Here is a 5,919-nt window from a genome sequence, read left to right on the forward strand (position 1 = left end):
GGTGGCGGTGCCGAGGTCGGCGGGGCGTACGGAGTTCTGCACGGCGAGCACGAGGACCGGCATGACCAGGCCGATGCCGGTGCCGAGGACGGCCTGCCAGAGGCTGTGCTGGAGGCGCGGGGTGTCGGTGTCCATGCGGGAGAGCAGCCACATGCCGAGGACGGAGACGGCCCCGCCGATCACCGGGTAGATCTTGTAGTGGCCGGTGCGGCTGATGAGCTGGCCGGAGACGACGGAGGCGATGACGATGCCGCCCATGAGGGGCAGCATCAGGAGGCCGGACTCGGTGGCGCTGGCGCCCTCGACCATCTGCAGGAAGCTGGGGAGGTAGCTGGCGGCGCCGAAGAGCGCGATGCCGACGACGGCGCCGACGAGGGCGGTGACGGTGAAGACGGAGTCGCGGAACAGCCGCAGCGGGATGAGCGGTTCGGGGGCGAAGCGCTCGACGACCAGGAAGAGCAGGGTCGTTCCGGCGGCTCCGCCGGCCAGGGCGAGGATGACCCGGGAGTCCCAGGCGTACTCGGTGCCGCCCCAGCTCGTCAGCAGGACCAGGCAGGTGGAGGCGGCGGCGAGGAGCAGCGCGCCGAGGACGTCGAAGCGCGCGCGTGCCGCGGGTTTCGGCAGCTTGAGGACGGCGGCGACGACGGCAAGGGTGACGAGCCCGAAGGGCACGTTGAAGTAGAAGCACCAGCGCCAGGAGACGTGGTCGGTGAAGAAGCCGCCGAGCAGCGGTCCGGCGACGGAGGCGAGGCCGAAGGCGGCGCCGATGAGGCCCATGTAGCGGCCGCGTTCCCGGGCGGGGACGATGTCGGCGATGATCGCCTGGACGCCGATCATGAGGCCGCCGGCGCCGACGCCCTGGACGGCGCGGAAGGCGATGAGCTGGTTCATCGTGTGGGACCAGCCGGCGAGTCCCGAGCCGACGACGAAGACGACGATCGCGAAGAGGAAGACGCCCTTGCGGCCGAGGAGGTCGCCGAGCTTTCCGTAGACGGGCAGGCCGATGGTGGAGGTCAGCAGGTAGGCGGTGATCGCCCAGGACATCCGGTCCAGGCCGTGGAGTTCGCCGACGATCTTCGGCAGGGCGGTGGCGACGATCATCTGCTCGAGCGCGGCGAGGAGCAGCGCGAGCATGAGGCCGCAGAAGACGAGCCGGACGCGGCGGGGGTCGAGGTCGGCGGGCCCCGGCCCGGGTGGTGGCGCGAGGTCGGCGCGTGACCCGTCCGGGGTGGGCGGTCCGTCCGGGGCGAGCGGCTCCGCGCCCTCCTCGGCTTCTTTCACGATCGTGATCGCACCCACGTGCCTGCTCCCCTCGTCGCGGCGTCTGCGCCGCGCCATTCTTCGCATTGCGCACGAAGGGGGAGCAAGTCGGGCGGCGCGGGAGGGCGGTGGCGTCCCGGGAGGTGAACGTCCCTGCACCACGGCGCACTTGGGTCGCTCATCAGCGCCTTTACGAGAGGGCCCGCGCCCCCCGGTGCGCGGGGGCGCGGGTACGGGGGGTGCGGGCGATCCACTCGAATCGGTGAACGCTCCGGGCGTTACTTCTCGACCTCGTCCGCCAGCTTGGCGAGGACGGCGTCGTAGATGCGGCCGAGTCCCTTGGGCGCGAAGGTCCTCTCGAAGAAGCCGCCGATGCCTCCGGCGCCGTTCCAGACGGTGCTGACGACGGCTCGGGACTTGCCCTCGCCGGCGGGGGTCACGGTCCAGGTGGTGACCATGGAGGAGTTGCGGTCCTTCTCGACGAGCTGCCCGTCGGTGGGCTCGGTGACCTCCAGGAGGCAGTCGCGGACGCGCTTGCTGGTGGCCTGGAGCTTCCAGTGGACGAGGGTGCCCTCGCCGTCGCCGCCCTCGCGCACCTCGTACTCGCTGAAGTGCTCGGGGAGCAGCTTCGCGCGCGTGCCGCTGTAGTCGGCCAGCGCGTCGAACACCGTCTCCGCGTCCGCGGCGATGATCCGTTCCGTGGTGGCCTCGACCTGCGCCATTGACTTCCTCCAGCTTGTGGTTCCTCGGGGGTGTGGGCCAAGCGAACCACGTGGGCTCCGGGGGGCGAAATCCGGGTTGCCACGATCAAGGGAACAGGTGTTCTATTCTGAGCGAACGGCCGAGCCCGAGCCACCGAGGAGGCGTCCATGCGCTGGGACAATCTGGGCGACACCCCCGCCGCCCCCGCGGACATCGCCCTGTTCGGCACGGACGCGGTCACCACCCGCACCTTCGACGCCCCCGAGTTCCGGGGCGTCACCTTCCACGAGGTCCGGGCCCGCTCGATCCTGAACCGGGTGCCGGGCGCCTCCCGGATGCCGTTCGAGTGGACGGTCAACCCGTACCGGGGTTGCACGCACGCGTGTGTGTACTGTTTCGCCCGCAAGAGCCACGGCTATCTCGACCTCGACACCGGCCTCGGCTTCGACTCCCAGATCGTCGTCAAGGTCAACGCCCCGGAGCTGCTCGCCCGGCAGCTCGCCTCCGCCCGCTGGCAGGGCGCGCACATCGCCATGGGCACCAACGTCGACTGCTACCAGCGCGCCGAGGGCCGCTACCGGCTGATGCCGGGCATCCTCACGGCCCTGCGGGACCGGGCCAACCCGTTCTCGATCCTCACCAAGGGCACGCTGATCCTGCGCGACCTGGAGCTCCTCGCCCAGGCCGCCCGGGTCACCGAGGTCGGCATCTCCGTCTCCGTCGGCTTCACCGACCGGGAGCTCTGGCGGACGGTCGAGCCCGGCACCCCCTCGCCGCAGCGCCGCCTCGACGTCGTCCGCGCCCTGGGCGAGCGCGGCATCGACTGCGGGGTCCTGATGGCGCCCGTGGTGCCCTTCCTCGGCGACCGGCCCGAGCAGCTGCGCGCGACGGTCCGCGCGATCGCCGAGGCCGGCGCGAGCTCGGTCACCCCGCTCGTGCTGCACCTGCGGCCGGGCGCCCGCGAGTGGTTCATGGCCTGGCTGCGCGAGCACCACCCGGGCCTGGTGCGGCGGTACGAGCGGATGTACGCGGACGGGGCCTACGCGCCGACCTGGTACCAGCGCCGGATCACCCGTCAGGTGCACGATTTGGCAGCCGAGTTCGGCATCGGGCCCGCCCACCGGGGCGCGCTGCGCCGGATCCCCGTACCGGACCGGATCCCCGTACCGGACGGTCCCGAGCAGCTCACCCTGCTCTGATCCCCCTGATTCCTCGGATCATCGGACCGGTCACCTGACACGCCGTCGGATCACCCTCCGTTCGGGTCAACTCTCGGCGAAACAGGTCCCCTCGGCGCCGGTTCGGGACACAAACGCCCTATGACCCCACGCGCAGGAATGCTGATCGCCGCTGGAGCGCTGGTCGCCGGGACGGTCACCGTCCTGCCCGCCGGCCCCGCGGACGCCGGTGAACCGACCCCCCGACCGCTCTCCCCGCTCACCTGGACCGACTGCGCCACTCAGGCGTACCCCCGGCTCCAGTGCGCCACCCTGAAGGTGCCGCTCAACCACGACGACCCGGCCGGGCGGAAGATCACGCTCGCCCTCACCCGGGTCCCGCACACCGCGCGGACCTCCCAGGGCCCGCTGCTCGTGAACCCGGGCGGGCCCGGCGGCAGCGGGCGCGGCATGGCCGGGTACGTGGCGGCCTCGCTGCCCCCGAAGGTGGCCGCCGAGTACGACGTGATCGGCTTCGACCCGCGCGGGGTCGGCAAGAGCGAGCCCGCGCTCGACTGCGAGCCCGGCCACTTCGCACCGGTGCGGGCGGACTCGGTGCCGAGCAGTGCCGCGGCCGAGCGGGCGGCCGTCGAGCGGGCGCAGTCCTTCGCCGAGGCCTGCGGCAAGAAGTACGCGGACCTGCTGCCGTACATCGACACCGTGAGCACCGCCCGGGACCTGGACGCGATCCGCAGCGCGGTCGGCGCGCCGAAGATCAACTATCTCGGCTACTCGTACGGCACCTACCTGGGCGCCGTGTACGCGCGCCTGTACCCGGACCGGGTGCGGCGGATGGCGCTCGACTCCGTCGTGAACCCGCACGGCGTCTGGTACGAGGACAACATCGCGCAGGACTACGCCTTCGACACCCGCCACAAGGCCTTCATGGCCTGGGTGGCCCGGCAGAACGCCGTCTACAGGCTGGGCACCGACCCGGCGGCGGTCGAGGCCGCCTGGTACCGGATGCGCGACGCGCTGCGCGCCGAGCCGGCCGGCGGGAAGGTCGGCCCCGCCGAACTGGAGGACACCTTCCTGCCGGGCGGGTACTACAACGGCTACTGGCCCCGCCTCGCGAGCGCCTTCGCCGCGTACGTCAACGACGCGGACCCGGCGCCGCTGAAGGAGGCGTACGAGCGGTACGGGGAGGCCGACGCGGCCGCCGACAACGGGTACTCGGTCTACACGAGCGTGCAGTGCCGGGACGCGGGCTGGCCCCGCGACTGGAACGTGTGGCGCAAGGACAGCTGGGACACGCACGCGAAGGCGCCGTTCTCGACCTGGAACAACGCCTGGTACAACGCTCCCTGCGCCTTCTGGCCGGTGGACTCCCTGACCCCGCCGAACGTCACCAACGACCAGGTGCCGCCGGTCCTCATCCTCCAGGCCACGGACGACGCGGCGACGCCTTACGAGGGCGGGGTCGCCCTGCACCGCCTGATGCGCGGCTCCAGCCTCGTCATCGAGGAGGGCGGCGGGAACCACGGGGTGACCCTCGGCGGGAACGACTGCCTGGACGAGCACCTCGCCGCCTACCTCGCCACGGGCAAGGTCCCGCGCGGCGAGGGCGACGCCGAGGTGGACGCGGTCTGCGCCGCGCTCCCCGAGCCGGAGCCGGAGCCCGTGACCCCGGCCGCGCCGACGACCCCGAAGAAGACCGGCAAGCGGGCCGGCGCGGTGCGCCCGGAGCCGGCGGGCGTCGCGCTCCACGGCCTCCTGGGCCACGTCCGCTGAGCTCCTGACGGTTCCTCACGGTGCCCGCGCTCCGGAAAGGGGTCGCGGGCACTGTCAGTGGCGTGCGCGAGGATGGGGGCATGACGAGTCACCTCACCCATGTGCCCGCCCCCGACGGCCTCGCACCCAGCCCCCAGTACAGCCATGTCGTCTGGGGCACGGGCCGGTTCGTCGCGATATCCGGGCAGTGCGCCTTCGACGCCTCCGGGGCGGTGGTCGGCGAGGGCGACGCGGCGGCCCAGGCCCACCAGGTCTTCGCGAACCTGGAGCGCTGCCTCGCGGCGGCCGGCGCGGGCTTCGGGGACGTGGTGAAGCTGACGTACTTCGTCACGGACGTGGCCCACCTCCCGGCGATACGCGACGCCCGGGACGCCCACTTCGCGGGCGCGCCCCTGCCGGCGAGCTCGGCGGTGCAGGTGTCGGCCCTCGTCCGCCCGGAACTCCTCGTGGAGATCGAGGCGTTCGCCCTGATACCGGAGCGGCCCGCGGCGGCCCCGGACGAGACGGGGGCGGACGAGACCGGGGTGTGACTCCGTCTGCTACGTTGACGCGCATGTTCCTCTTCCGTGCGTAGGAGTCGGCGATCCGACGACCGTGCCCAGCCGGGCGCGGTGTCCCGCCGTCCCCGCACGCCCCGGCACCGCAGGCCGTCGCCCGGTGCCCTCTTCGAGGAACTCCGTCATGTCCGTGACCTCCCCCGTCCACTCCCCCGCACCCACGTACGCCGCGGTGCTGCGGACCCCGTCCGCCCGCCGCACCTTCGGGGCGGCCCTCCTGGGGCGGCTGTCCTACGGCACCGCCCCGCTCTCCCTGATCCTCTCCGTCAAGGCGAGCACCGGCTCGTACGCCGTGGCCGGTACGGCCATGGCCGCGTTCGGTCTCACCGGTGTCCTGCTGTCGCCCGCGCGCGCCGCCCTCGTCGACCGGTTCGGGCCGCGCCGCGCCCTGGTGCCGCTGGCCACCGCGTACGCGCTGCTGCTCACCGCGCTCGCGGTGGCCAGCGGCACCA

The 5,919-nt window shown here is 72.7% G+C and carries 5 protein-coding genes and 1 pseudogene; 4 read left to right on the top strand and 2 right to left on the bottom strand.

What is annotated here, in order from left to right; all coding sequences use genetic code 11:
- On the bottom strand, positions 1-1,338 hold a 1,338-nt coding region (locus CCN56_RS31310; protein ID WP_373412923.1), incomplete at its 3' end, for an MDR family MFS transporter.
- Positions 1,339-1,538: 200 nt separating this feature from the next.
- Positions 1,539-1,982, bottom strand: a complete 444-nt coding sequence (locus CCN56_RS31315) for an SRPBCC family protein (protein WP_041132028.1) — start codon at positions 1,980-1,982, stop codon at positions 1,539-1,541.
- 147 nt (positions 1,983-2,129) lie between these two features.
- On the opposite strand from CCN56_RS31315, the gene CCN56_RS31320 reads away from it, so the two are divergent.
- The 4 genes and pseudogenes from CCN56_RS31320 to CCN56_RS31335 form a co-directional block, all read left to right on the top strand.
- On the top strand, positions 2,130-3,161 hold the full coding sequence (locus tag CCN56_RS31320) for an Rv2578c family radical SAM protein (RefSeq protein ID WP_086831291.1): 1,032 nt from the start codon (positions 2,130-2,132) through the stop codon (positions 3,159-3,161).
- A 120-nt stretch (positions 3,162-3,281) separates the two neighbouring features.
- Positions 3,282-4,910, top strand: a complete 1,629-nt coding sequence (locus CCN56_RS31325) for an alpha/beta hydrolase (RefSeq protein ID WP_086831292.1) — start codon at positions 3,282-3,284, stop codon at positions 4,908-4,910.
- An 80-nt stretch (positions 4,911-4,990) separates the two neighbouring features.
- Positions 4,991-5,440, top strand: a complete 450-nt coding sequence (locus CCN56_RS31330; protein ID WP_086831293.1) for a RidA family protein — start codon at positions 4,991-4,993, stop codon at positions 5,438-5,440.
- Positions 5,441-5,591: 151 nt separating this feature from the next.
- Positions 5,592-5,919, top strand: a pseudogene (locus tag CCN56_RS31335) (MFS transporter); the annotation flags it as partial.

Source organism: Streptomyces sp. NRRL B-24572 (assembly GCF_002156145.1).
GTDB classification, from domain to species: domain Bacteria; phylum Actinomycetota; class Actinomycetes; order Streptomycetales; family Streptomycetaceae; genus Streptomyces; species Streptomyces vietnamensis.

Bases quoted from the DNA above. Each gene is read 5' to 3' on its own strand.
- CCN56_RS31320 (WP_086831291.1), top strand. From the start codon at position 2,130: ATGCGCTGGGACAATCTGGGCGACACCCCCGCCGCCCCCGCGGACATC.
- CCN56_RS31315 (WP_041132028.1), bottom strand. From the start codon at position 1,982: ATGGCGCAGGTCGAGGCCACCACGGAACGGATCATCGCCGCGGACGCG.
- CCN56_RS31330 (WP_086831293.1), top strand. From the start codon at position 4,991: ATGACGAGTCACCTCACCCATGTGCCCGCCCCCGACGGCCTCGCACCC.
- CCN56_RS31325 (WP_086831292.1), top strand. From the start codon at position 3,282: ATGACCCCACGCGCAGGAATGCTGATCGCCGCTGGAGCGCTGGTCGCC.